This is a genomic window from Nostoc sp. UHCC 0870, from assembly GCF_022063185.1.
Lineage (GTDB): Bacteria > Cyanobacteriota > Cyanobacteriia > Cyanobacteriales > Nostocaceae > Trichormus.
In genome coordinates, this window is the sequence record NZ_CP091916.1 from 16986 (window position 1) to 41638 (window position 24653).

The window sequence follows — 24653 nt, forward strand, 5'->3', positions numbered from 1 at the left end:
CTCAAACCCGTACTGCACTGTTCAATTTTAGTGTATCAAATAACTTATACTTTAGCTGATACGATAATTAGATAAACTTTTGTATCCTATGACTAGGGTGAGGAACGGTAAGGAGTGAAACGTCAATGGGATGCAGAAGAACTGGTAGAAAATTTTACGCTCCTGCCAACAGAAATGGCACTTGCTGTCAAATAAAAGTGAGGAAAATCGCTTGGGCTTTGCTGTGCTACTGAAATTCTTCCAGATGGAAGCAAAATTCCCCCGCCACCAAACAGGAAGTTCCCAAACAGATTGTTTCTTACATTGCGAGACTTCTCTCCGTATCGCCAAAACAATATGGTGAATACTCGTTTCATGGACGCACTATTGAACGTCATCGCGCTGAAATCCGTGAATTCTTTGGTTTTTTCGAGAATTCAACCCACAAGACAAAACAGAACTGATTGCTTGGTTGTGCGAATTTGTCTTGGCATACGACCGTCAAGCCTCCTCATTAGAAGCAGCAGTGTATCAACGTTTACGGGAGTTAAAGTTAGAACCACCAATACCCGAAGCGGTAGAACGGCTGATTCGGTCTGCGGTCGTCACTACTGAAAAAGAATTCTGTGCTGGCATCTTCAACCAAATTGAATCAGAAACGCTGACCAAAAATGGATGCCCTTCTCAATACTCAAGATGCTCTAGATGATGACCAGAGCCAATTTAAACAGTCGGTCTTCAATTTCCTCAAAACAGACCCCGGTCGTACCAGTCTCAAGAGTATCTTCAAAGAAGTCTCCAAACTTGAATGTATCCGGGATTTGGGACTACCGACCAAACTGTTTGCTAATGTTCCCCCCAAAAATTATTACTCACTACCGTCGCGCGGGCTAGCGCAGAAACACCCCGCGAACTGCGTCGTCATCCTGCGAAAATTCGCTACACATTAGTGGCAGCCTTCTGCTGGCAACGCAACCAAGAGATTACCGACAGTTTGGTGGAGTTGCTCATTCAAATTATCCACCGCATTTATGTTAATGCCGAACGGCGGGTGGATAAACAACTTATTGAGGAATTTAAACAGGTGGATGGTAAGCCACGCTTGTTATTTGAAATTGCTCAAGCTTCACTCGAACGTCCAGAAGAACCTGTTAAGGAATGTTGTTTACCCAGTAGTTAGCCCGAAAACACTGCAAGCGGTAGTCAAAGAATATAAATCTAACAGTCCTACATATGAGGAAAAGGTTTACACAGTGATGCGTTCATCATATCTGCATCACTATCGGCGCATGGTTCCTCAACTGCTATCCACACTAGAGTTTCGCTCTAATAATGATATGCACCGCCCAGTAATTTCTGCTTTGTCATTGCTTAAAAGATACCAATCCAGCAATCAGCGATACTATGCAATCGGTGAGGAATTGTTCATCAATGGTGTTCTCTCCAAGGAGCAACGCCACCTGATTTTTGGAACAGGACAAGGATGGGCAGGAACGGGTAAATCGGGTCAATTATGAAATATGCGTGCTACAGGCACTGCGAGATAAGCTGCGCTCCAAGGAAATTTGGGTAGTTGGGGCTAAACGCTACTGTAACCCAGAAGAAGACTTGCCCCAAGACTTTGAAGTACATCGAGAAACCTACTACTTGGCTTTAGGGCAACCATTAGATGCTCTCACTTTTATCAGCCAACTCCAGCAGGAAATGACTCAGGCTTTAACAATGCTGGATAAAGGAATGCCCAGCAATACTAAAGTCAAGATTCAAAAGAAGAAAAATGGCTGGATTAGCGTCTCTCCTCTAGAAGCACAGCCAGAACCACTCAAATATCTTGCAAACTTAAACGTGAGATAGAAAGACGCTGGCCCCTGACCAGTTTGCTGGATATGTTGAAAGAAGCCGACCTGCGGATTGGTTTTACTAATCATTTCAAGAATACGGGTGTGCGTTCTAACCTAGACCGAGAAACCCTACAACGACGATTGTTGTTGTGTTTGTATGGATTGGGTAGTAATACTGGACTCAAGCGTATGTGCGGAGGAATTAACAGTGACTTAGAGTATGATCTGCGTTATGTCAAAAAGCACTACATTCACCGAGAACACTTGCGTAATGCTATCGCAGAAGTTGTAAATGCTACTTTCAATGTTCGTAAGGTAGCAATTTGGGGAGAAGGTACGACAGCGTGTGCTAGTGATTCCAAAAAGTTTGGCTCGTGGGATCAAAATTTGATGACAGAATGGCATATCCGCTACGGAGGTCGGGGAGTGATGATCTATTGGCACGTTGAGAAAAAATCTGCCTGCATCTACTCTCAGCTTAAGACTTGTTCTTCTTCGGAAGTGGCAGCAATGATTGAGGGTCTTCTACGGCATTGCACTGATATGAAAGTAAAGAAAAACTATGTAGACACCCACGGTCAAAATGAAATTGCCTTTGGCTTTTGCCGTTTACTGGGCTTTGAGTTGATGCCTCGGATCAAGCGCATCGGCTCCCAAAAGTTATATCTACCAAGTGCTGGACAAAAACAAGATTTTCCTAATTTACAACTTGTACTGACTAAAGCGATTGATTGGGAACTGATTCGCCAGCAGTATGACCAGATGATTAAATATACTACTGCTTTACGTTTAGGAACGGCGGAAGCAGACACGATTTTGAAACGTTTTAGCCGTTCTTCTCCTCAACATCCAACACAAAAGGCACTTTCTGAGCTAGGTAGAGCAGTGAAAACTATATTTTCTGTGTCACTACCTCAACTCTGAGGCTTTACGACGTGAGATTAATGAAGGGCTGAATGTGGTGGAAAACTGGAATAGTGCTAATGGTTTTATTTTTTACGGCAAAAACAGTGAAATTGCTACTAACCGCCTAGATGAACAAGAATTATCGGTTTTGTGCCTCCATTTGCTGCAAATCAGCCTTGTTTACATCAATACGCTGATGATTCAAAGGGTTTTAGCAGAAGCCACTTGGATGAAGCAGATGAGACAAGAAGATTTCCGGGCGTTATCACCGTTGATTTGGGTACATGTTAACCCTTACGGCACTTTTCGACTGGATATGAACGAGCGATTACAAATTGATGCTGCGTCTCCTTGATTTTTTTTTCTGAAACCTAATCTGGGTAAGATTTTCAGCCGTCGCGTGGCGGCAAATTCTCTCTTCGCTACTTTTACCCCTTGAAGGAATTACGGTTAATGCTAGACCAAGCTGGATATTCAGAAAAAACATTGCAGGTAGCATGGCGAGAAATGACCAATGCTGATATTGCTGCTTCAATAATTGGATTTATCCGCCAAGCCACATTGGGGGATGCTTTAGTTCCCTATGAAGAGAGAGTGGACAAAGCAATGAGGAAGATTTTGGCTTCTCAAACTTGGACACCACCCCAACGCAAATGGTTAGAACGTATTGGTAAGCAGTTGAAGGTAGAAACGATTGTGGATAGGGAAGCGTTAGACCAAGGGGAATTTAAAACTCAAGGCGGTGGATTTGTCAGATTAAATAGGGCATTTAATGGGCAGTTAGAAGATATTTTGGTGCAGATTAATGAAGCACTATGGCAAGATGTGGGCTAATTTATTCTAATTAAATTTCGTTTTGAATTAATGATGTATTTCTAATAATTCGATTTACCAAACTCAGATAATCGTCTAATTCTTCATATCCGTCTAATTCTGTTTCTTCTTCGGAAGTCAGAGCCGATTGTTTTTGTTTAATTAATAAAGTTTCAATTCGTCCTTGGACTAAGCTGGATGCACGAAATCTTGGCACTCCTTCTACTAACTCGATGCGAACAGCACCATCTAAGGGTAGACTATTAGGCAAGTGTGACAATTTCCGAGGTAAATTGATTGTCATGGTAATTATTTCCCATCAATTAGTTAGCAGCATCAAAAATCTGCTGTGCGGTTAAATTTAATTGGGGGAAGGTAGGTGATTTAATCGCTGTGTCACCTTGAAACGGAGTCATTTGATATTCACCATCAACTAAACTACATACAAAAATAGTCGGTTGTTTGGGATTACCGATAAATTTCCTAGCTCCCAAAGCAGCATAATCAGCAATCCAATATTCAGGAATGCCCATTTCCTCATAGTCAGCAAATTTGTTGTAGTAATCATCTCGCCAGTTAGTCGATACAACCTCAACCACTAAAGGCACAGATGCAGCTTGGCTGACTGTTGAAGATGAGTGAAAAAGTGGTTCGTTGCTGAGGTTGTCTAGATTTAATAACAATACATCAGGCGAATAAGCAGATTCAGCACTAGGAGTTTTGACGAGTGCAGTTTTAGGAATACCATAGGGTAAATTCAGACGATCAAACTCCACCGTTAATTTACGTGACAAAAATGCTATGACTTTTTCATGTTCTCCGGTTGGAGGGGGCATTTCAAAAATTACTCCGTTACGTAATTCATAGCGTTTATCATCGTTGGGATACCATTCGATAAATTCATCAAATGTCAGTAATTTTGGCAAAGATTGGGTCATAATCTTACATCCATGTATATTTTACTTTATCAAACGCTGCATATTTTTTATTGGGATAATTCAATTATGTTTGATTGTTATAGTGTTTATTTGCAAATATTTTGGATGAAAATTTTAGGCTAATCTTCACTTATATACTTAGGCAATTAGCATAATTAAACAGCCATTGCTTAATTTATAGTAAATCAGAAAATAACTTTATCTGTTGTCATCGTTCTTTACGCCAATCATCACAACAATCTTAAACTTTGACAACATTACCTAATTGCGTATAATCACAAAGCAGCAATTATATAGTAACTACTTATTTAAAACATTGAGCGCGACTACTGATATCGTCCAAAAACTCTGGAATCTCTGTCATGTCTTGCGGGACGACGGGATTACTTATCTCGATTATGTAACTGAATTAACATACCTGCTGTTCCTGAAGATGGCGCAGGAAACAGGGACAGAAAGCCAAATCCCTGAAGGCTGTCGCTGGGGTGATTTGGTAGTCAAGGATGGCATCGAACAGATGAACTTTTACCGCGCCACCTTGTTAGAGTTAGGTTCTAACAGTACGCCGCTACGGGTGCAGGCTATTTTTGCTAATGCCCAAACTGCCCTGAAAAAACCGCAAATTCTCAATAAGCTGGTCAAAAGCATTGATGAACTGGACTGGTACTCTGCCAAGTCAGAAGGCTTAGGCGATTTGTACGAAGGACTGTTAGAGAAAAATGCCGGTGAGAAAAAATCTGGTGCAGGGCAATACTTTACGCCGCGTCCCTTGATTGATTGCATGGTGGAACTCATCAAACCGCAACCGGGGGAACTGGTACAAGACCCCGCAGCCGGGACTGGTGGGTTTTTAATTGCCTCAGACCGCTATATTAAAAAACATACCGATGATTTATTTGATTTAAGCGAAGCTGAACAGTCGTTTCAGCGTTACCAAGCATTCTGCGGTATTGAGTTGGTGCAGGATGCCCACCGACTGTTATTAATGAATATGCTGCTACATGGCATTGAGGGGGCTGTAGATTTGGGCGATACTCTCTCCAGCGATGGGCAGCAGTTACCAAAAGCCAATGTTATCTTAACTAATCCCCCCTTTGGGACGAAAAAGGGCGGCGGACTGCCTACACGGGATGATTTTACTTATCCTACTTCCAACAAGCAGTTAGCTTTTTTACAGCATATCTATCGCGGACTGTTACCCCAAGGACGGGCGGCGGTGGTGTTACCTGATAATGTGTTGTTTGAAGATGGTCAAGGGCGTAGCATCCGCGCTGATTTGATGGATAAGTGCAACCTACATACAATTTTACGGTTGCCTACGGGGATTTTCTACGCTCAAGGTGTCAAAACTAACGTGCTGTTTTTCCAACGGGGAACGACGGAGAAGGGGAATACCAAGCAGGTGTGGTTTTACGATATGCGGACGAATATACCTGTTTTTGGCAAGCGGACTCCTTTAACTAGAGAGCATTTTCGGGCATTTAAAGAAGTTTACGGGGATGATGCTAATGGGGGAAGTCCGCGTGTAGATGAAGGGGAGTTGGGACGCTGGCGTTGCTTTACGCGGGAGGATATTGCTAAACGCGGCGAAAACCTGGATATTACTTGGCTGCGGGATGAAAGTTTGCAGTCGGGGGATGATTTACCTGAACCAGATGTAATTGCGGCGGCTATTATGACGAAGTTACAAACTGCGATCGCAGAAATGGAGGCGTTGACGGCGTTGCTAGAAGGGGAGGAAGAAACCGAGGATGAAGCCGCGCTTCTAGAATAAAAGCAAACCCACAGTCATCAATTCTTATGACCCAAGCCTTACCAAAAATAGTCACCTTTGAGGACTTTATCGCGTGGTATCCCGAAAACTCAGGGGTACGCTACGAACTGCACAATGGGGAAATTGTCGAAATGGCACAGCCTACAGGGAAGCATGAAAGGATAAAAGGATTTTCGGCGGCTGAATTGACTGTAGAGTTTAGACGATTAAACCTCCCCTACTTTATCCCTAATCAAGCAATAGTAAGACCACCGGAAAGAGAATCAGGTTATTTCCCAGATGTATTAATCCTCAATGATGCGGCTTTAGTTGATGAACCGCTTTGGGAAAAATCTTCTACTGTGACTAAGGGTACATCAATTCCTTTAGTTATTGAGGTTGTCAGTACCAATTGGCGCGATGATTACTATCTGAAGCTGGCTGATTATGAGGAGATGGGTATTCCTGAATATTGGATTGTTGACTATGCAGCATTGGGAGCTAGAAAATTTATTGGTAATCCCAAACAACCCACTTTTTCAGTCTATCAACTAATTGATGGGGAATACCAAGTGAGTCAGTTTCGGGGTAGCGATAAAATCATATCTCCTACTTTCCCTGAGTTAAATTTGACGGCAGAAAAAGTTTTTAAAGCTGGTCAATAATTATTGGATGTACTCAATTATCAGAGGTAGGTAGTTAAAATGAGTGATAAACAATTGCTAGAGAGGATTAAATTCGACAAAAATATTTTAGCTGGTAAACCAATTATTCGAGGATTAAGAATACCAGTGTCAATGATTTTAGAATTACTAGCCAAGGGTGCTAATAATCAAGAAATTCTTGAAGATTACCCAGAATTAGAACTAGAAGATATACAAGCTGCGTTATTTTATGCTGATTATCTTGTTTCTCAATAAGTAGAGATGAAATAGAAAAAGAAATTGCTAGTCGTCGCGGGGGATTACAGGAAACTGACGCATGAAGATAACTTTTATTTTTGATTAATTTTTTATTGTCGATATTCTAGAGTAATGTCTAAAGGAGAAACAGAAATGCACAGTATTAAATTATCAAAGCGTGTCGGGGCAGATGGGATTTTACATTTAGATATTCCAGTAGGGATAACGGATAAAGAAGTAGAAATCATGGTGATTTATCAACCGCTAGAAAAACCAAATCAGCTAAAAACACCAGAGGAATTAGGTTGGCCTCCTGGTTTTTTTGAGCAGACTTATGGTAGTTGTCAGGATGACCCCATTGTTATTGATTCTGAAGGTGATTTTGAAGAAAGGGAAGAAATTGTGTGAGATATTTGCTGGATACTAATGTTTGCGCTCGTTATCTCAATGGTAGGTCACTGGCAATTCGGGAGCGTTTACGAGCAACAAATATTGCAGATATTGCTGTGTGTTCTGTGGTCAAAGGCGAGTTATTTTATGGTGCAATAAAAAGCAATAATCCTGAGAAAACTTTATCTAGACAGCAAGAGTTTCTCAAGTTGTTTGTTTCGCTGCCCTTTGATGATTCTGCTGCCCTCGTTTACGGAAGAATCCGTGCAGAACTGTCAGCTAATGGGACTCCTATTGGCCCCAATGATTTCCAAATTGCAGCTATTGCAATAGCGAATAATTTAATATTGGTTACACATAATACGCGCGAATTTAGTCGAGTGAATGGATTGCAAATTCAAGATTGGGAGGAAGAAATTTGATGGAAGATAGAGATGATTTACTAGAACTTCCAAGCGGATGGACATGGACAATAGTTAGGGAAGTTATTGAAATTATCGATTATAGAGGTAGAACACCCCCTTTTAGTGCGGGTGGAATTGTTCATCTACGTTCATCTAATATTAAAAATTGTCAAGTTATTTGGGAAGATTTAAAGTATGTTTCCGAAGAAATATACAACCAATTTATGACAAGAGGAATACCTCAAAAAGGAGATTTACTTTTAACGACTGAAGGTCCACTAGGAGAAGTAGCACTAGCTCCTGAGCAAAAATTTTCAGTTGCCCAGAGAATGATGATTTTAAGACCAGTTAAAGGTATATTGTTATCAGAATTTTTACTCTATCAAATAGCGGCACCCTGGTTTCAAACCAAATTAAAAGGAGAAGGAACAGGAACTACTGTTACAGGAATTTCTTCCAGAAATTTTCAACCTTTGGAAATTGTTGTATCTCCCCTCAACGAACAACGCCGGATAGTTGCGAAAATAGAGGCGTTGAAGGCTAGGAGTCAGCGAGTGAAGGAGGAGCTTGAGGATATTCCTCAACTGCTAGACCAGTTCCGTCAATCTGTCCTCGCCGCCGCCTTTCGTGGCGACCTCACTGCTGATTGGCGGGAGCAGAACAGTAATGTTGAACCTGCTTCAGTGTTGTTGGACAGGATTTATGAAAAATATAATAATCAATATCAGGAAGATTGTTCTAAAGCTAAAGCAACAGGAAATAGAAAACCCAAAAAACCTGATTGTTTAATTGAATATAACTTGGCTTGGGAAGAAGTGTTTAAAATTCCACAAACTTGGCTAGTAAGACCATTAGGCAAAGTATGTACAAAAGTTACTGATGGCACTCATGACACACCCAAGACAGTTTCACAAGGAATTCCTTATATTACTGCTCAACACATTAGAAATGGTTTTATAGATTTTGAAAATTGTTTCTTTATTCCTGAGAGTGAGCATAAAATTATATATTCACGGTGCAACCCAGAAAAAGGAGATGTAATCATAGTCAATATTGGTGCAGGAACTGCCACACCAGCCCTAGTTAATAGGGACTTTGAATTTAGCATGAAGAATATCGCTCTATTGAAACCAATAACTGAAGTTGTAGATGGAAAGTATCTTGAGTATTACCAACTAGCAATCAAGCCAAATATTTTCTCACGAGTTTCCCGGGGTGGGGCGCAACCTTTTATGAGTTTAAATCTGATTAAAACAATTCCTTTTAAGCTTTCACCACTTTCTGAACAAAAGGAAATTGTCAAAAGAGTAGAATTATTGTTAAACCTTGCTGATAATATTGAACAACAGTACCAAGAAGCCAAAGCTAACATAGACCAACTCGACCAATCAATCCTAGCCAAAGCCTTTCGCGGCGAACTCGTACCCCAAGACCCCGACGACGAACCAGCATCCGTCCTGCTAGAACGCATCCGCGCAGAACGCGCCAAACTCCAAACCAAAACAGCCAAAAAATCCACCACCAAAAGCAGCGCACGACGTACCAAAAAACCCCAACCACAACAAGAAGAATCGGTGCAGCTAGACCTGGGGTTAGAGTAGCGAAGACAAACTAGCGATCGCGCCAACTCAATAACTCATCCTCTCACCCAGAGCTTGACACCCTCTATTTATCGCACAAAAGTAGCCAGAGCAAGCATTTCGCCCTAAATCTCGGAATATCCCTGAATCCCTACCAAACCTCTAAAAAGCTAAAAAGCTAATTTTACAAAAAGCTAAAAAGCTAAATTTAGCTAAAGTCAAAAAGCTAAAAAGATAATTAGCTAAATTTATTAATTGACAAATTAATCAAATGAGTTTAAGTTAATTGGCTAATTTAATAAATTACTAAAAATATATATGTTGACCATTACCGTAAGCTCCTTGAGTGGCGGACAGGGCAAGACGACGACCTCACTGTTCTTGGGGCGGCTGCTATCACGCCAGGGCTTGCCCACCTTGATGCTAGACTCCGACCCCCAACATAATCTCACTACCTATCTGGGGTTTGAGTTAGAACCCAACCAACCAACCCTATTGGAATTTCTCAAAAAAACAGTTGCACCACAAGACTGCATTTACCCAACACAAGACAACGACAACTTATTTCTCATCCCTGCCGATGACCAACTTGATACCGTACAAGATTATTTATCTAACAGTGGAGTGGGTGCAACCTTACTCAAACGACGATTGGAAGCCATCAGCAAAATATTCAAAGTGTGCATTATAGATGCCCCACCCCAGCGATCGCAAATTTGTTTGACAGTCATCGGCGCAGCAGATTTTTTGATTATCCCCGCCGAAGCATCAGTTAAAGGTTACGGTTCGCTAGTGCGGACACTGGACTTACTCAGTGGCTTGCAAGATGTCGGCGCAACGAATGCCCAAGTATTAGGTGTTTTACCCTTCCGCGATCGCTGGTTTGGTAACACCCAAGCCCAAGAAAGTCGGGCGGCTGTAGATGGAATGCGTGACGAAGTTGGCGAGGAGTTAGTTATACCCTCAATCCGCGAATCAGAACGCTATAAACAAGCCATCAACAAACGTACAACTTTGAGCGAGTTGGGATATACCGACTTGGAATATCCATTTGAAATTTTAATTGAGAAAATTCAGGCTGCACTTGGGGGTAAATAATAATGTCAGATAACGTACTCAACCAACTACGCAATAAACGCAATCGCTCCACAGTTGAACCACGCCAGGATGCACTCGTTCCCAAAGTACAACCAGAACCCCAAACAGAAGAACAAAACTCACCACAGGAAACCAGCCCAGTACCAGCTACCGACAACCCAACTGCTACACCAGCAGACACAATCGCTGAACTTCAAGCCGAACTGGAAAAGTACCCCGAAACACGACGACATTCAGCGATCGTTTTAGAAAAAGACCTCGACCAAGAATTAACACGGTTTTGTAAAGATAGGGGCATCACAGTTGAGGTATTTCTAGAAGCTGCTTGGACTTTTGCTAATGCAGATAACGCACTTTTAGAAAAAATTACCACTGAAGCCAAACGCCGCTACGACCAACGTAAGCGAGTTGGTCAAATTAAGCGGTTAATAACTATGTTGAGTAATTCATCAAAGGAATAAATGTTGGGCGATCGCATCGGTGAATGAATGCAACTTACGAGTGTAGTGAATATGCAGCCAGATGAATGATACTGTTTGAGCGTTTGATTGTGATATATGACTAAAACCAACTCAGAAATTTTAGAACAGCTAAAACAGGCATCGTCAGGCTTGTTGTTTATGAGCGAGTCAGATTACCCATTTGAGGTTTTTTTGTGGGAAGGAGTTGCACCTCCTGTTACACCTGAAATAGTCTTGCAGCAGACAGATCATGGACAAGATACGTCTTTTAAAGTGGTAGACATTGACAGCTTTTTTAGCAGAGTAACTACTCCCCAAGACTGGCATGAGGATGCAGAAAAGGCTGTAGTTGCTAAATTTCAAAAACTGCTAGAGGTAATAAAATCGAATTTAAAAAACCCGCAGGTGTATCGCTTGGGAAGGATTGAAATCGATGTTTATATTATTGGTGAAACTCAAAGAGGAAATTTAGCTGGTCTTTCTACTAAAGTTGTGGAAACCTAGATTAATTGTTGTTCAGGTCAATTAACGGTCACATTATCAACTTTAGATTCAATCACTGACTGAATATTTGGGGAAACATTAGACAGGAAATCATAGCCTGTGAGTGTTTCTAATTCGTCAACACTGACTTTATAAGCCCTCCAATCGTTATTTAATTCTGGCTCGTTGGGAATATTCACTGCGATAACGCGAGTATTAGCTGTAATACCTTTAAGCCCTGAGCCTGGGCTATCTAATACAACAACTATCTTCCAAGTGGATTTGGGAACTGTCACTTTACCTTTGAGGGGTTCGCCAAGACTACCACTAGGCCCAGCGACAATATAAAGTTCTTTACCCTGGCTGACTAATTCTCGACAATAATCTTCTAAATTTCCCCACGTATTTCTATTGTTATCGGGTGTCTGGGGCATCATGTTTGTCATCAGGAAAGTAGCTGCATTATCCTCTATTGTTCGGGTGCGGTCTGCTGAAGGTGCAATATGACCTCTGTCATATCCACTTCCAGAGTACATAGAAGGAGTCACTCGCACCCAACCCGCAGGTAAGGTGTTGTCTGGGCGGAAGTTATCTTGACGCTCTGCATCTCCGAACCATGAGGAGTTAAGCTGCCAAGCTACCCAGTTGGCAGTTCCCTTGCTGTTGTTGTAGGAGAGTGCATATTGATTTTTGACCATCAGGTAATTATCAGGCGTAAGCTTTGTTGGCGTTGCACCACTGGGATTTCCCAGCAGTAAATGCACGCTTATTGATGGGGAAAGTTCAGTTAATGGTGGCACTTGGGACTGGGCTGGCGAACAACCGACAATCAACGCCACCAACGCCGCTACAGATACACCCCAATTTCGACAAATTCCCATAAATTGACGCACTCTTAGAGATTTATTTCACTTCAGCATTTCTGATTGTATTTCCTGACTTTCACTCAGCTAGGCTTCAAATTGTAAAGTCTCCTGCCCCATCAGATCTGATTTTTCCTCTCTCGAAGCCATCGCATCGCATCCTTGTACGCATCTTCTCACTAACTCACAGGATGATATAACCCTGTATTTTGGTTAAATTCCCAGCCTAGCCCTGCTCTATCCTTGCTCTTGCACCATGCCACAAAAAGCGCATGAGTGTTTGCCCCAGCTTGCGACACTGGTGCGCTCGCCATAGTACCAGTGCCACAAGATGGGTCAGATAGAGTGCTACACTGCGCTCGCCTACTTCAGTTTGTTACTTCAGTCCAGTATGATTAAATTCTTTTAAAGTTCTAAATTTATGAAAATTACCAGACCACTTTAGGCAATGGAGAATTGAATAATAACAGTAATTTAATGGATATCAACCAACAAAAAGAACAATTTAGCATCACCTATATTAGAGCCATCGCCGCCGTTGCAGGTTATTCTTTATATAGACCAGAAGTAGATAACGATAGTGTAGACTTAGGCATAGTTAGTAGAGGTGGCACAGGTAAAATCCTTTCTCCTAGACTAGAACTACAACTAAAATGTACAGCCAGAGAGATTCTTGAGGAAAACTATATTAAATATCCCCTCAATCTCAAAAATTATAATGATTTAAAAATCAATGCCCTTGTCCCTCGAATTTTAGTAGTTGTTTTAGTTCCCGAAAAAATAACAGATTGGATAAAACAAACAGAATCCGAACTGTGTCTGAGATATTGTGCTTACTGGGTATCCTTGCGCGGGATGCCAGACACAGAAAATATAACCAATGTTACTATTGAAGTACCCCGTAGTAATCAGTTTACGCCTGATGCACTGCAAGCCATTATTGAACGCATTAGTTTTGGAGGTTTGCCATGAAAGTTACTATTAAAGATAGTCAAATCCTCAAAACAGTTAACCCTGAAGTGATACAGGCACATTTGCAAGCAACAGGCTGGCATGAAACAGGGCGTATATATAATGATGCCGGGGCAATTTGGCGACTGAAAAAAGATGCCGCCGAATATGAAATCTTGCTACCTCTCCAACATAGTTTAGGAGATTATGCTGAAAGAATCAGCGATATATTAAAAACATTAGAGATAGTAGAAAATCGTGACCAAGTTGAAATATTAAGCGAATTTATTACCAATTATCCCAACTTCACCTTTCTTGGCATAATTATGCAAATTGCCACTCCATCAATTGATTCTCTGAGTGGAGAAATTATTTTATTAGGTGAAGTTTTTGAGAAATTACGAGAAATCAAAACCCAACTGGCAGACCATGATTATATCTTAGCTATTCAAGCCTATCAGGAACGTTTACCAGTTCGCTGCACAGGTGATTTAGTAAAAGTTGACAATCATTTTATTCTCGAAAATCCCCACAATTTGCTTCTTAATAATATCTAAATCCGGCTGGTCAAGATTTTTAGGTTTTTTCTAAATCAATTCTGATATCGAGTCACTCATCTGCTGAGGGCAAACGCTGGCGGTTATCATTCATATTTCAATGCCGTCTGCACTTGAGCGTGTCTGCTGAATCGCACAGTTGCACGGTAGTTGCCATTATTGAGATGCAATGTCAATCATGAGTCAGATAGAGCCACTGCCAGAAGAAAAAAGCATTACCATCTATGACATGATGGACGAAATCTTAGTAGTTTGTCCAGGCTGCCAATCGTGTGCGCGAATTACTCCAACAAAAAATGCAAATACATTTTGTTTAAGCTACTTCCAACCACAGCGTCTTGTGTGTCAAGATTGTGGGCTAGTCAAAGATTGGAATGGTAAGGGTTTGGGATTTAACTGGTATGCCGACCCAATGTGCGATAGCTACTTTAGACTACCACTGTGGCTACAGATTAGCTGTCGTCATCATGTTTTGTGGGCATACAACGAACGCCATCTATTACTACTAGAAAAATATATTCAGGCAAAACTACGTCAATCAAAACGCGTTGCACCATACGGTTGGCATAATCAAAGCCTATTTAGTCGTTTGCCAAAATGGATGGTTATTGCTAAAAATCGCTCTAGCGTATTAAGCGCGATCGCAAAACTTAAGCGAAAATCTCAAAAGATTGGCTGATGTTTAAGAATCGAAGAGAAAATATTCAAAAATCCAAAGCACAGATCGCATTCTTTCAGGACTTGTATAGAAATTGGTACAGACGAGCGTATATACACAAGCTCACTCAAAGCAAGTAAAGACCACAGCGATGGCCTACGCTCGACCTTACGAGATTGCTGTTGCTTTTGCTCTTGCTCCCAGGAGCGGTTTCTAAACTGACTTGCCCAAAAACTGCTGCACCTGAAACCCACATCCCGCTATCAATTTTGATATCAAAGCCGGAAATTACAGAACTAGCATCACCAATTGACACTCTATCACTTCCGCAAAACGGATTTAGGTGTTCACGGATTGTAAATATTAATGCACGATGTAAGTGACCTACAATAGACGTTATTGGAAACATACATTATCAATAACGTAATAGTGAGCAATTATGCCTAATGAGCCGGTTTGGGGGGAATTGGTTAAAGTCGAGTTAGAAGCGTGTTTAAGTGCGCCGATAACTAGGTATTTTGACGCAGAGCTTCAGGGCGACCCGGATGTGTTGGCGCAGCTGTTGGCAGATAAACGCAACCCCAATACTCGGCGTGCTTACGAGAAAGATTTGCGGGATTTCTTTATGAAGATGACTCTAATGCCGCCAAGTGGTGATAGCGTGCTGGAGTTTCTGCACTTGCAGCGAGAGCAAGCGGTGATGGTGGTGCTGAAGTACAAAGCGAAATTGATAGCTTCGGGGGTGCGGGAGGCCACAATTAATCGGCGGTTGGCGGCGATTAAGTCTTTGGCGAAGATGGGGCGCAAGCTGGGTGTGTGCAATTATTCCCTGGAAGATGTCGAGGGGGAGAAGGTCAAGGCTTATCGGGATACGCGGGGGGTTGATAGCAAGACGATAGCACTTGTGTTACAGCAGTTTGACCGGGAGACTTTGATTGGTAAACGCAACTATGCAATCTTTCTGGTGCTGTGGGGTTTGGCTTTGCGTCGTCAGGAGATATGTCAGTTAAATGTGGGTGACTTTGATTTTTATGGGCGCAAGTTAAGGGTTTTGGGTAAGGGTAAGGGAACGAATGAAGAATATTTAGATATGTCCAAGGATGTGGCGGCGGCTCTTGCAGATTGGTTAATTGCTAGGGGGGATTTGAATGTTAATTTACCAATTTTTACGGCGTTAGATTTTCATAATGAGGGGCATAGATTGACTGCGGATGCTATCTATAAAATTGTGTCGGCAGCTTTTAAGAAAGCGGGGGTGAAGAAACCGATGTCACCGCACAGGGTGAGGCATTCGGCGATTACGGCGGCATTGGATGCGACGGATGGGAATATCAGAAAGGTGCAGAAGTTAAGTCGTCATGCTGACCCCAGAACACTGATGATTTATGATGATAACCGCAATAAAGATTTGTGGGAAATGTCGGAGTTGTTAACGGGAATGTTGAAGGATTCGGGCGAATGAAAATTCATAAATTGAATAATTGTATTATATTAATTTTAGTCAATATTCAGTATTGGTTAACTGTATTTATTTGCTAACAATAGCATTAATAATGATTATTTTTTATGGAAATTATAAATATTGTTTTAGAGAAAGTTAGTTTAATATGGCAATTGCTTGGTGAAAATAAAGAATCACTGCAAGGACTTGGAAGTATTTTAAATCCTTTGGCAATATTTACAGGTAGTGTGCTGATTCAGATTTGGCTCAATATACAAAATAAAGAAAAATTTAAGCAGGAGCAAAAAGCAGCAGATGATAGATATGAGAAACAACAACAACTGACTGAAGAGATAGCCAAGCGTGACGAATATGCCGCTATCGAACGTCTCCGAAAAGAAACTTTGGACAGTTATCTTAATCGAATGACTTTACTTATAGAAAAGCGGTTTGGAGAGCAGAAGAATGTTGTAATTATAGACCAGATTGCCAGAGCTTTAACTATAGCCACTCTTAGAGAATTAGACTCAGAACGAAATAAGCAAATAACAACATTTTTATATGAACTTAACTTAATTCAGAAAGTAGATAGTTTATTAAATACTAGAATACCTTTGTTGTATAAAGCTGACTTGGAGAAAGCCAATCTTAGAGGAGCATTTTTAAAAGGAGCAGATTTGAGAGAAGCTAATCTTAAAGGAGCAGATTTGAGAGAAGCTAATTTAGAAAATGCTTGTTTGGAAGATGCTAACTTAGAGGGTGCATTTTTTGAACAAGCCAACCTGAAAGGCGCAATTTTAAGTGGGGCAACATTAAATTTAGCTAAACTATCAAATGCAATTTTGAATAACGCAAATCTTGAGAAAGCTAGCCTACGCGGAGCCGATTTATCTAATTCTAGTCTTCATGGTACTAATCTCAAAGAAGCTCAAATGAGAGGATGTGATCTATTTCAAGCTGAAATAGTTAATGCAATATTAACGAATGCTGATTTACGTAGAGCCAAATTAATTAACACAACACTAAGTAACTCAGATTTGAGCAATACATTTTTTAAATGGGCTGATTTTAGTCTCTCCAAACTAACTAATGTCAATCTTCAAAGTGCTTATTTAAGGCTGATTGTCTTTAGAGATCAAGTTGAGATACCTGCTGAAAAAGGCTCAATTAAACTTAGGAAAGGTTGTTCAATGACGCTGGCGACAGGTACAAAGCTGATTAGTGGAAAAGCTGAACTAGAAAAAGTAGACTTGAGAGAAGCAACTTTAGATTCAGCCGATTTTAGTGGAGCTATCTTTAAAGAAGTTGATTTGAGAGGAGCAAAATATAAAGAAGAGTCTAGCAAGCCCGTTTTTTCTGAGGGGTTTGATGAATCTCAAATAAGTAATATAGTAACAGAAGAATAATTGGCACTTTTTAACAAATCAACGCAGATTATAAAAATCAAAAGTCGCAAATAGTGCGAAAATTCATGTCATTGTCGCACTATGTCCCAGCACAGTGGGGGGAGGGGTTTGAAGAGTAATTGTCAATCATCTGACAATAATTTTGGACGTAGAGGAGAAATTTAATGCGTTGGAAGTGTAAGGATTGACGAGCAAGTGCGTAATTTGACGGTAAACGAACATGGTGTTTCTCATGCCGTCTCTCATATCCCCTGACGGGGTGAGCTTTGGTTTGGGACTACAATAGCGATATCTAGATTGATATCACCATGTCCGCACAGAAAACTCAAAGCAAGAAACCGCCGCCAAGCGAGATGCTCCGCGTTCCTGTTGCCTTAAAAGAGGCTGTAAGGTAATTAAATCACTACGTATTTTTCAAATCAAAGAGTTCAGCTTAGGTACTTAGATGACGCGATGAATAAGGCATCTTTGATTTTTTGTACAATCGAACGCAGAGCATACTGTTTTTTCGGCTTGAAGTCATCACGAGCGTTATCACCCATTTCTAGGTAATACTTGCCCAGTTCTTTATCATGTAGCAGGTCAATTGTTTGTTGTCTGATGTCGGTTTGCAATTCCGTCTGCAACATCTTATATTCACCATCAACTTGCATCATGTGTTTATCTACCCATGATTTGAGCTTGATGTGGTCTGTCGCTTGTTGATGGCGTAGGGTTTCTTTATCCTGGGAGGAAGCGAAATCAAGTTTCATTTCTTCCAGGATATTTGCTAGATGAGTGTCAGCTAATATTGCTGACTGCACTGCTCTTTCAATCTTCTCGCCGCTAACACCAGCTTGTTTGTAGATATCGCCCAGGACTAGATTTAAGTCCTCAGTCCCTTTGATAGCAGCTAATATTTGCTCTCTAACTTGTGGAGCAAATTCACTAATCTTTGCCCCGTCATTCCCCATTTGTCCTATCAGCTTTAGGGCTGATTTATCACCTGTTAACGCTCTGAATACTAAGTTAGTAGATACGTTAAACTTATTTTTTAATTGGCGTTCCAGGTGGCGAGATTTGGAAGTTACCTGATTCTTGAGCTTGATTGAATTTTTCACAGCGATACTCTTTTAGGGGGGTAAATATTTTGTGGCAGTGATACTCCATTCGCCTGACGTATTGCTCAATAGCTTGCCTTCTTTTGAGATATTGCTGATAGTTATAATGTTCTAGTATTGGCAGATATACCCAGTAATGTAAGGGCATAATTACAGCAGCGAGCGCACTTAAACTAACAGCAACTCTTGAGAAGTAGCTTAGTTTTGACCAGCGAATTACTAAGCACTCAAGTAGTGTGAAGTCATCACTACTGAGCCGCTTTGAGTCTGGTGAGGATACCTGAGAGTTGGCTTTTAGTTTGATTACGGCTATCCTCCAAAGCCGCACTAATGCCCGTTAACCCACGAGATAGTTTGTCTCTGCTTTGTTCATGACGATTAACTACGCGTTCTTGTACAAGAGTCAAGGTCTGGTCAATCTTTGCGTCAACCTGATTCGCTGAAAAGTCCGCATAAGCGAGTAATGCTGTTTCTACTTGTTCGAGAATTTCGTCAAAGGTGCTGGCTGAGGTGTCAACGCTATCGGCTATGTCATTGATTTGTTGCTCTGACAGGATTACACCCATAACAGTCGCCTTAGATGTGATCATCTCGCCTACATCTTGAGGGGCCACCGTGAGCGCACCTGTTTCAATTTCAGTCTCGGACTGTTCGGACTCTACTTGGGTAAGAAATTTTTCTTCAATGGGTTCATCAGCTACGGATAGTTGGCTTGTGGCTTTGGCTTTGAGATAGTCAACGGCTTGGCTCAATTGCTCTTTGGTGGGATTGTTAATGTCATCGCATCCTACAGCGAGGGCAGCTGTTGTGTAGTCGTCTTTAGTGAATCCTTGATAACCCTGTTTATACAAGCGAGCGCGGACGTTATTGGTAAATTTGTCAGACATGGTGATTGCGCTTTATTTGGTTAGTATTAAAACTTTTGGGTCAGCAGATTTTACTGGTTGTGATCTCTTATTGATTGCCCATTGCGTTGCTACAAATGCAACAAGTGCTAAATCTTTGCTCTGATAGAGTTTCTCAGTCTTATAACTTAGCGTTGCTTGACTAAACCAGTAATAACGAGTGCTGCGAGGTACAGCATCTAGGTTGATTTTTAAATAGTTTGCAAGTGCGACCAGAAATTGCTGACCTGTGTATTGAACTAACTGTGCATCATAGAAGTGTTTGAAGGCTTGCCAGCGTTCGTTAAAATCAGAGGTTCTAAAAGAAAATGCTGGACATTTGCGCTTCATCAGAGCGTAGGTTTCAACAATGCTTTGAGCATTTGGTGATTCAATTTCAAGTGAGAAATATTGCTTTAAGGATGCAACTAACCGATACCAAGTGATATCTGAAATGCTTTTGACTGTGATGCGTTCGTAAGTCTGTTTGAGATGGCGATATTTAGCTACATATTTTTTAGTTGCCACATTAATTCCGGTTTATTACTTAAGTGTGTATAGAATTGACTGACTATCCGGACATTCAAGTTATTTGTATAGCCAAATTAGGTAGAAACAGTTATCCTGATACACTAAATTAGCTAGGCACTATCAATAACCTTGGATTTTTGACTTTAGACAAATGTTTTAGCGTTGGCTTGAGAGGCTATAACCACGTAATAACAGAGTTTGTCAGCTTTCTAGACATACTGACACTTTTTGATTTTTCCCTGTGTATACGCTCCTAAATCACCTATTTAATGCAGTCATAACACTGCGTTAGAAAATATTTGTTACTCCGATTTAGAACAAACTCAACTGTATTGAGTTGTTAGTTATCTCTGCTGTGTGCTGTCTATATAAGAAAGGAATTTCATAACAACGTCTTAGTACCTTGTCACGATTGAGCTTTAAGTCAACTCTTTTAGATTGATGCGGTAAAGGACGGAAATAATATTGTTTGTGTTTGATACTGTCTCTACAGGTTAAATATTTGTACAGCGTTCCATCAATCCAGTAAGTCTTGCTTTGGGTCAATAGCATGACACATCTGACAAGCTCTTTATCAATCATTTTTCTTATTTATTACTGGTTTTGGTTGTGAATACTTTAGCCACTCTTCATAAGTAAAGTTTGAGGAGTTGTAATCATAAAGTTTGTGTTCATTAAGTAGTTCGCCCACTGCTTGAATGGCATCACTAAGCGTTACGTCTGGATAGTATTTTAGTTGCCTAAATTCTTCTGAATCTCGGATTTCTCTGAGCCAGCATTCTGTAGTTTGTAAACACCTAATCTGGTTAGATGTCAGCATTATTTCTCCTTTGTTTGGTAGTTCTCGGATTGCTTCTCGCATTGCGTAAATTGATATACATGAATCCTCTGTCATAACATTCCCGCGCACAATTAACGCGACCGCAAATATAGAGCGGACGCATTGCAGATATTGCTGTAATAGTTGAATAAAACAGTACTCGCAAGCCTTGCAACCCTCAAAAGGAACTCGCCAAGTGCGTTTTACGCTTGGATCTTACTTGTGTCTGTCCTGAGTTATTTGACGTATCGATAACCTTGACACTAATATACTAGTAGATAAGTTCCGAACTTGTCAAATAAAATGTGAACCGTTTAGAACCAGATGCTTTTTGATAAGTTTTGATGTTAACTGAAGGTGTCATAATATATCAGAACTTTTCTAATTAATGGCAACGTCTAAGGCAAAAGTAACTTTTACGTGCAGTCCTGAGTTAAAAGAAAAACTACAAGAATGGGCGGACAGCGAAAACCGAACTCTATCAAACTTGGTCGAGCTAATTGCCCAGCAAGCAGTAACAGACCACGAAAAAAAATCGAGCAAGAAGTAAGATGACTAAGACTGACCAAATCAAAAACAATATGAGACTGGAGGGAACAAACAATCAACAGATTTAGTATCTCTCATACACAAATCCCCACTAGTAGTAGCTAGAGGGGATGCGTACCAGTGGAGACTGGATTTTCATTAATTGTCTTGTCATAACGCGGGTAACTCCGAAGAAAAAGTTTACGAGGCTTTTTCGGAACCGCGATCGCACTTATATAATAGCTAATTCTGCGGTCGCGTTGCAATCAGGAGTTACCCGGATTTTGAAAAATTCGGAGTAATAAAAAGTGCATACTACACAGACAACTACAACACAGACTGCTAACAGACTGACTGACAGACATTATAAAGAGTGCGTCACCAACCGGGGCTTGTGTCCAGAATGGATAGCTGTTAACTGTCGCTCAATGGACACCAAAGAAGCGAGCCAACGCTTAGGATACACAGCAAAATCAGCAGGCATCTGGCTAGAAGGAGTCGACGGTTTTGGGCAGTATCGCCCTAACAAGCCCTGGAAAAGCGTAGACGAGAAGAAAGCACCCAAGTATCGGACAGCGACCAAAGAAGAATATGACGCAATGCTACCCCGTCATCCTCATAATCCGGGCTACTGGCAGGATTATGAGGCACTTAAACCACTTTGCTATCAGATCAACGGTCATCCTTGCTTAGTTGTAACTGAGGGATTATTTAAGGCGATCGCCGGCTGTTTTCACGGATTCCCTACAGTTGCGCTCGCTGGAGTGGAACAGGGCTTAACACCGACGGCTAGCGACCCCCAAGGCAAACGTTACCTAGTCGATACCCTAGAATTATTAGCCCGTGCTAAGTTTGGATGGATTATTGCTTTTGACGCAGACGAATGCGCCCAAACTAATAAAAATGTGGTGGCAGCACAAAGAAAACTAGCTCATCAATTAGCTAAGTTTAAAGTACCTGTGTACATTGCCACGGGCTTATGGAGTGCAGCAGAAGGTAAGGGGATGGACGATTACATTCAGGCCAACGGCGACGACGCTTTTAGAGACAAAGTGTTAGCTAAGGCTGTTAATTTTGAAATTTGGGAACGCCAGTTCAAAGAAGACGATGCTGATAACAAAACTTTGTCAGAATCCGCTTTTGCGGCACAAATCGCCGAAGATTACCGTGCCAAGCTAGCTTGGCACGTAGCCAACAAAGCTTGGTACTGGTATGAAGCAGAAAATAAGTGCGGGGTCTGGAGTGAAATTCCCTCTGAAGAGGCGATGTCAATTGTTTTAACAGAACTGGAAACGCGGACACGCCATTTCTCCAGCAGGTTTGTCAACGGTGTTTTGACTTTACTCAAGGCCAAACTCAGGGTTAATCACTGGGAAGTCCGCAAAGGTTTTATTTGTCTTCAGGATTGTGTGCTGGATGTGAATACCCTCAAAGAATATCCACATGAGCCGGGATACAGAATGCTGAGTCAGCTACCTTTTAAATGGGCTGACCGCAGTGTAGGTTGTGAGCCTGTGAAGGAATGGTTGCTGGAAGCTTGCGAAGGTAAAGCCGACTGGGTGGAAGTTATTCGCGCTGGGATTAATGCGACCGTCACCGAACGCGGCGGCGAGTTACAAAGATTTATGGAGCTAGTGGGTGCTGGCGGTACTGGCAAAGGTACTTTATTGCGGCTGGTGCAAGCACTACTGGGCAGAGAAAACTACGCCATCACCGAACTGAAGCAGTTGGAGCAAAACCGCTTTGAAACTGCGGCTCTCTACGGCAAGAAAGCTGTGTTTATCACTGACTCTGAACGCTACACAGGTGATGTTAGCACTCTCAAGAAATTGACAGGTGATGATGAGCTGCGACACGAGAAAAAAGGCATTCAGCAAACAGGCAGTTTTAGATTTAGTGGGGTGGTCTGGATTGCTGCCAACGAAATCATTCAAAGCAGTGATTACACTAACGCCCTGTCCCGTCGTCGTCTCTCCATGCCTTTTGAGCGGGTGGTGCCACAAAATGAGCGTCGCCCCTTAGAAAAGGAATTTCAGCCATACTTGCCTGGGGTATTGCAATGGGTTTTAGAGATGTCGGCTTTGGATGTCGCTGCTTATGTCGGTGACACTAACAAACTAGTGCCTTCACTTGGCTCGTTTAGCACAGAGGTACTGTTAAGCACTAACCCTCTGGCTGATTGGGCTAATGACCGTCTTTACTATGACCCGAAAGCACAAACGCAAATCGGTGATAACGGTCAAAGTGCTGAATTGTTCCTCTATCCTAACTACTGCGAATGGGCGCAGCGTAATTCTCACGGCATTATGACTAAGCAACGATTCTCAGCCATTTTGCTGAATCTGCTGAATTCTCAACTCAACATTAATGCTGCAAAAGTGAGAAACAAGAAAGGACGTTTTATCACTAAAATTGCTATTCGCCAGTCAGGACAAGACTTTCCGCTCTTAATCTCGGAAAAAGATGCTGACCTTGATGCTGACTTTCATAAAAGTCATGCTAACCCGGTGCTGACTTCTATGCTAACTGAAAGTATTGATAGTGCTGACTTTCAGAATGGTGCTGACCTTTTGGCTGATAGTAACGCATCTGACACCACCAACCAACACTACTTGATGAACACTACTAGCAGTCAAAATCAGGAGGATAAGTCAGCACAGTCAGCACAGTCAGCACTACCAAGGGTTTCAGCCAGCACTACTGACAGCACTACCGATATCACCACACAAAAACAAGTCAGCACCAAACAACGAATGATTGAGACTTGGGAGAACAAGTCAGCCTTGGGTGAAATCGTTCTAAATCTTGATAGTGCTGAATTACAGCAAATTGCTAAAGGTTTCAGTCCTGAACAAGTGCAATATATCAAGGACGCAGCTAATAGCGTGTGGCAGTTAGGTGCAAATTCATTGGCTGATTACAACGGCGAACTAGTCTACATTTGGGAGTGCGGACAATCAAACGATGTTCGCATTGGTACTAAGACTCAGGCTGGCGCAAAAGTTAGACGCGCTCATCTGCGTCCTTGGTTAGGCATTTGATGAGCAGCTTAACTACGCTGGTTAAGCAAAACTCATGTTGTCTTAACTTACTTGGGATATGAAAGCTGGACTCTTAAAGCATGAGTGAGAGCCAGTGCTGGGCATCGCTGTTGCGTGGTCGCGGCTTGAAAATTGCGATCACCTACGGTGGGGCGTAGCCCATCGCGTGGGGGCATGAATGCTGTTGCCTGGTCGCGGCTTGAAAATTGCGATCGCGCCAAACAGATGAATGAAGCCATTCGAGATTGAGGCTTGGATTACACGAAATGGCTCGAACGTGTAATGCTGCATCACTCAAAGATCGAAACTTAAGCTATAAACTTTT

Annotated in this window: 24 protein-coding genes and 2 pseudogenes; 18 read left to right on the forward strand and 8 right to left on the reverse strand. The window is 41.6% G+C overall.

Features of this window, described 5'->3' with window-relative positions; translation table 11 throughout:
• Positions 1-114: 114 nt before the first annotated feature.
• Together L6494_RS29175 and L6494_RS29180 are read left to right on the forward strand one after the other, a co-directional pair.
• Positions 115-3081, forward strand: a pseudogene (locus L6494_RS29175) (Tn3 family transposase).
• Positions 3082-3161: 80 nt separating this feature from the next.
• Positions 3162-3560: pseudogene (locus L6494_RS29180) on the forward strand (type I restriction-modification enzyme R subunit C-terminal domain-containing protein); the annotation flags it as partial.
• 10 nt (positions 3561-3570) lie between these two features.
• Here the strand turns inward: L6494_RS29180 and L6494_RS29185 are convergent.
• A complete protein-coding gene (locus L6494_RS29185) occupies positions 3571-3843 on the reverse strand; it encodes a hypothetical protein (protein ID WP_237997370.1) in 273 nt (90 codons plus the stop codon).
• 19 nt (positions 3844-3862) lie between these two features.
• Positions 3863-4477 carry a Uma2 family endonuclease gene (locus tag L6494_RS29190; RefSeq protein WP_237997371.1) on the reverse strand — a complete coding sequence of 205 codons (615 nt, stop codon included), beginning with the start codon at positions 4475-4477 and terminating at the stop codon, positions 3863-3865.
• A 316-nt stretch (positions 4478-4793) separates the two neighbouring features.
• On the opposite strand from L6494_RS29190, the gene L6494_RS29195 reads away from it, so the two are divergent.
• The 9 genes from L6494_RS29195 (at position 4794) to L6494_RS29235 (ending at position 11569) form a co-directional block, all read left to right on the forward strand.
• A complete protein-coding gene (locus L6494_RS29195) occupies positions 4794-6251 on the forward strand; it encodes a class I SAM-dependent DNA methyltransferase (RefSeq protein WP_237997372.1) in 1458 nt (485 codons plus the stop codon).
• Positions 6252-6277: 26 nt separating this feature from the next.
• Positions 6278-6895 (forward strand): Uma2 family endonuclease, encoded by a 618-nt coding sequence (locus L6494_RS29200; RefSeq protein WP_237997373.1) that lies wholly within the window; start codon positions 6278-6280, stop codon positions 6893-6895.
• A gap of 39 nt (positions 6896-6934) precedes the next feature.
• Entirely contained in the window at positions 6935-7150 is a 216-nt protein-coding gene (locus L6494_RS29205; protein ID WP_237997374.1) for a DUF433 domain-containing protein, read from the forward strand.
• 114 nt (positions 7151-7264) lie between these two features.
• Positions 7265-7540, forward strand: coding sequence for a hypothetical protein (locus tag L6494_RS29210; protein WP_237997375.1), 276 nt, complete (start codon positions 7265-7267; stop codon positions 7538-7540).
• The gene (vapC, locus tag L6494_RS29215) at positions 7537-7944 is read left to right on the forward strand and encodes a type II toxin-antitoxin system tRNA(fMet)-specific endonuclease VapC (protein ID WP_237997376.1); all 408 of its coding nucleotides are present in this window, start codon (positions 7537-7539) and stop codon (positions 7942-7944) included. Before L6494_RS29210 ends, vapC begins: the two co-directional genes overlap by 4 nt.
• Positions 7944-9527, forward strand: coding sequence for a restriction endonuclease subunit S (locus L6494_RS29220; RefSeq protein ID WP_237997377.1), 1584 nt, complete (start codon positions 7944-7946; stop codon positions 9525-9527). The genes vapC and L6494_RS29220 overlap by 1 nt, the downstream gene beginning before the upstream one ends.
• 297 nt (positions 9528-9824) lie before the next feature.
• The gene (locus L6494_RS29225) at positions 9825-10604 is read left to right on the forward strand and encodes a ParA family protein (RefSeq protein WP_237997378.1); all 780 of its coding nucleotides are present in this window, start codon (positions 9825-9827) and stop codon (positions 10602-10604) included.
• A gap of 2 nt (positions 10605-10606) precedes the next feature.
• A complete protein-coding gene (locus L6494_RS29230) occupies positions 10607-11065 on the forward strand; it encodes a hypothetical protein (RefSeq protein ID WP_237997342.1) in 459 nt (152 codons plus the stop codon).
• 96 nt (positions 11066-11161) lie between these two features.
• The gene (locus L6494_RS29235) at positions 11162-11569 is read left to right on the forward strand and encodes a nuclease A inhibitor family protein (protein WP_237997343.1); all 408 of its coding nucleotides are present in this window, start codon (positions 11162-11164) and stop codon (positions 11567-11569) included.
• Positions 11570-11586: 17 nt separating this feature from the next.
• Here L6494_RS29235 and L6494_RS29240 read toward each other — a convergent pair whose 3' ends face one another.
• Entirely contained in the window at positions 11587-12429 is an 843-nt protein-coding gene (locus tag L6494_RS29240) for a DNA/RNA non-specific endonuclease (protein WP_237997344.1), read from the reverse strand.
• Between the two features lie 459 nt (positions 12430-12888).
• Between L6494_RS29240 and L6494_RS29245 the strand changes: the two genes are divergently transcribed.
• From L6494_RS29245 to L6494_RS29265, 5 genes are all read left to right on the forward strand, one after another.
• Positions 12889-13383, forward strand: coding sequence for a DUF4365 domain-containing protein (locus tag L6494_RS29245; protein ID WP_237997379.1), 495 nt, complete (start codon positions 12889-12891; stop codon positions 13381-13383).
• A complete protein-coding gene (locus L6494_RS29250) occupies positions 13380-13919 on the forward strand; it encodes a hypothetical protein (protein ID WP_237997345.1) in 540 nt (179 codons plus the stop codon). The genes L6494_RS29245 and L6494_RS29250 overlap by 4 nt, the downstream gene beginning before the upstream one ends.
• A 178-nt stretch (positions 13920-14097) precedes the next feature.
• Complete coding sequence (locus L6494_RS29255) at positions 14098-14598, forward strand: hypothetical protein (protein ID WP_237997346.1); 501 nt, start codon at positions 14098-14100, stop codon at positions 14596-14598.
• Between the two features lie 418 nt (positions 14599-15016).
• Positions 15017-16039: a tyrosine-type recombinase/integrase gene (locus L6494_RS29260; RefSeq protein WP_237997347.1), complete on the forward strand. Its 1023-nt coding sequence runs from the start codon at positions 15017-15019 to the stop codon at positions 16037-16039.
• Between the two features lie 104 nt (positions 16040-16143).
• On the forward strand, positions 16144-17424 hold the full coding sequence (locus L6494_RS29265; RefSeq protein WP_237997348.1) for a pentapeptide repeat-containing protein: 1281 nt from the start codon (positions 16144-16146) through the stop codon (positions 17422-17424).
• Positions 17425-17852: 428 nt separating this feature from the next.
• Here L6494_RS29265 and L6494_RS29270 read toward each other — a convergent pair whose 3' ends face one another.
• The 4 genes from L6494_RS29270 to L6494_RS29285 form a co-directional block, all read right to left on the reverse strand.
• Positions 17853-18524 (reverse strand): hypothetical protein, encoded by a 672-nt coding sequence (locus tag L6494_RS29270; RefSeq protein WP_237997349.1) that lies wholly within the window; start codon positions 18522-18524, stop codon positions 17853-17855.
• A gap of 248 nt (positions 18525-18772) precedes the next feature.
• On the reverse strand, positions 18773-19411 hold the full coding sequence (locus tag L6494_RS29275) for a hypothetical protein (RefSeq protein ID WP_237997350.1): 639 nt from the start codon (positions 19409-19411) through the stop codon (positions 18773-18775).
• A gap of 12 nt (positions 19412-19423) precedes the next feature.
• Positions 19424-19936, reverse strand: coding sequence for a hypothetical protein (locus L6494_RS29280; protein ID WP_237997351.1), 513 nt, complete (start codon positions 19934-19936; stop codon positions 19424-19426).
• A 577-nt stretch (positions 19937-20513) separates the two neighbouring features.
• Positions 20514-20834 carry a hypothetical protein gene (locus L6494_RS29285; protein ID WP_237997352.1) on the reverse strand — a complete coding sequence of 107 codons (321 nt, stop codon included), beginning with the start codon at positions 20832-20834 and terminating at the stop codon, positions 20514-20516.
• 313 nt (positions 20835-21147) lie between these two features.
• Between L6494_RS29285 and L6494_RS29290 the strand changes: the two genes are divergently transcribed.
• Both L6494_RS29290 and L6494_RS29295 read left to right on the forward strand, forming a co-directional pair.
• Positions 21148-21309 (forward strand): ribbon-helix-helix domain-containing protein, encoded by a 162-nt coding sequence (locus L6494_RS29290; protein WP_096576200.1) that lies wholly within the window; start codon positions 21148-21150, stop codon positions 21307-21309.
• A 286-nt stretch (positions 21310-21595) separates the two neighbouring features.
• A complete protein-coding gene (locus tag L6494_RS29295; protein ID WP_237997353.1) occupies positions 21596-24328 on the forward strand; it encodes a DUF3854 domain-containing protein in 2733 nt (910 codons plus the stop codon).
• 47 nt (positions 24329-24375) lie between these two features.
• Here L6494_RS29295 and L6494_RS29300 read toward each other — a convergent pair whose 3' ends face one another.
• The gene (locus tag L6494_RS29300) at positions 24376-24567 is read right to left on the reverse strand and encodes a hypothetical protein (RefSeq protein ID WP_237997354.1); all 192 of its coding nucleotides are present in this window, start codon (positions 24565-24567) and stop codon (positions 24376-24378) included.
• Positions 24568-24653: the final 86 nt, after the last annotated feature.

What these genes read in the sequence shown, in the direction of transcription:
- L6494_RS29265 (WP_237997348.1), top strand. Translation starts at nt 16,144, where the DNA reads ATGGAAATTATAAATATTGTTTTAGAGAAAGTTAGTTTAATATGGCAA.
- L6494_RS29220 (WP_237997377.1), top strand. Translation starts at nt 7,944, where the DNA reads ATGGAAGATAGAGATGATTTACTAGAACTTCCAAGCGGATGGACATGG.
- L6494_RS29230 (WP_237997342.1), top strand. Translation starts at nt 10,607, where the DNA reads ATGTCAGATAACGTACTCAACCAACTACGCAATAAACGCAATCGCTCC.
- L6494_RS29255 (WP_237997346.1), top strand. Translation starts at nt 14,098, where the DNA reads ATGAGTCAGATAGAGCCACTGCCAGAAGAAAAAAGCATTACCATCTAT.
- L6494_RS29205 (WP_237997374.1), top strand. Translation starts at nt 6,935, where the DNA reads ATGAGTGATAAACAATTGCTAGAGAGGATTAAATTCGACAAAAATATT.
- L6494_RS29250 (WP_237997345.1), top strand. Translation starts at nt 13,380, where the DNA reads ATGAAAGTTACTATTAAAGATAGTCAAATCCTCAAAACAGTTAACCCT.
- L6494_RS29225 (WP_237997378.1), top strand. Translation starts at nt 9,825, where the DNA reads ATGTTGACCATTACCGTAAGCTCCTTGAGTGGCGGACAGGGCAAGACG.
- L6494_RS29300 (WP_237997354.1), bottom strand. Translation starts at nt 24,567, where the DNA reads ATGGCTTCATTCATCTGTTTGGCGCGATCGCAATTTTCAAGCCGCGAC.
- L6494_RS29275 (WP_237997350.1), bottom strand. Translation starts at nt 19,411, where the DNA reads ATGTCTGACAAATTTACCAATAACGTCCGCGCTCGCTTGTATAAACAG.
- L6494_RS29285 (WP_237997352.1), bottom strand. Translation starts at nt 20,834, where the DNA reads ATGACAGAGGATTCATGTATATCAATTTACGCAATGCGAGAAGCAATC.
- L6494_RS29235 (WP_237997343.1), top strand. Translation starts at nt 11,162, where the DNA reads ATGACTAAAACCAACTCAGAAATTTTAGAACAGCTAAAACAGGCATCG.
- L6494_RS29200 (WP_237997373.1), top strand. Translation starts at nt 6,278, where the DNA reads ATGACCCAAGCCTTACCAAAAATAGTCACCTTTGAGGACTTTATCGCG.
- L6494_RS29185 (WP_237997370.1), bottom strand. Translation starts at nt 3,843, where the DNA reads ATGACAATCAATTTACCTCGGAAATTGTCACACTTGCCTAATAGTCTA.
- L6494_RS29190 (WP_237997371.1), bottom strand. Translation starts at nt 4,477, where the DNA reads ATGACCCAATCTTTGCCAAAATTACTGACATTTGATGAATTTATCGAA.
- L6494_RS29240 (WP_237997344.1), bottom strand. Translation starts at nt 12,429, where the DNA reads ATGGGAATTTGTCGAAATTGGGGTGTATCTGTAGCGGCGTTGGTGGCG.
- L6494_RS29245 (WP_237997379.1), top strand. Translation starts at nt 12,889, where the DNA reads ATGGATATCAACCAACAAAAAGAACAATTTAGCATCACCTATATTAGA.
- L6494_RS29210 (WP_237997375.1), top strand. Translation starts at nt 7,265, where the DNA reads ATGTCTAAAGGAGAAACAGAAATGCACAGTATTAAATTATCAAAGCGT.
- L6494_RS29290 (WP_096576200.1), top strand. Translation starts at nt 21,148, where the DNA reads ATGGCAACGTCTAAGGCAAAAGTAACTTTTACGTGCAGTCCTGAGTTA.
- L6494_RS29260 (WP_237997347.1), top strand. Translation starts at nt 15,017, where the DNA reads ATGCCTAATGAGCCGGTTTGGGGGGAATTGGTTAAAGTCGAGTTAGAA.